The organism is Mesorhizobium sp. M7A.F.Ca.CA.004.06.1.1 (genome assembly GCF_003999135.1).
Taxonomy (GTDB): Bacteria; Pseudomonadota; Alphaproteobacteria; order Rhizobiales; family Rhizobiaceae; genus Mesorhizobium.
This window is the reverse complement of sequence record NZ_RZPQ01001202.1, coordinates 1-484: the sequence shown is the minus strand read 5'-3', so window position 1 is coordinate 484 and position 484 is coordinate 1. Positions and strand designations below refer to the sequence as shown.

1 protein-coding gene is annotated in these 484 nt (G+C 67.8%); it reads left to right on the top strand.

Annotation, left to right across the window (positions count from 1 at the left end):
- Positions 1–484, top strand: a 484-nt coding sequence (locus EN906_RS35140; RefSeq protein WP_206529275.1) for a hypothetical protein, incomplete at both ends; no start/stop codon positions are given.

Genomic DNA, 484 nt, shown 5'->3' with positions numbered 1-484 from the left:
GCAGATCAACCAGGACATGGCCGGCCCCGGAAATGCAGGACAGTCCGTGCTGGTTGCGGCGGCGAGCGACTTCAGCCATGTCGGTGTCGGGGCCGGTGCGGCTTTCGGCGGTTCGGGCGCGGGCGCGCCCGGCGTCGACGTGTCGGTGATCAAGGTCGACACGGTCGCGACGATCAATGACGGCGCGGACGTGAAGGCGAACAACGACGTTGCGGTGATCGCCACATCCAAGGAAAAGGTCATCGTGGTCTCCGCCGGTCTTGCCTTCAGCGGCACGGTCAGCCTGGCGGGCGGCGTCTCGGTGCTGTCGTTCGACACCGAGACCTATGCCCGTGTCGGTGCCAACGCGACAATTGTCGCCGGCGGCGACGTCGCCGTCATGGCCAAGGACGATTCCGAGGTGGTGGTGGTCGCGGGTGCGGTCGCCATCGGCCTGTCGGGCGGCGGTGCCGCCGGATCGGTCGCGGTCGTCAATGTCGACAAG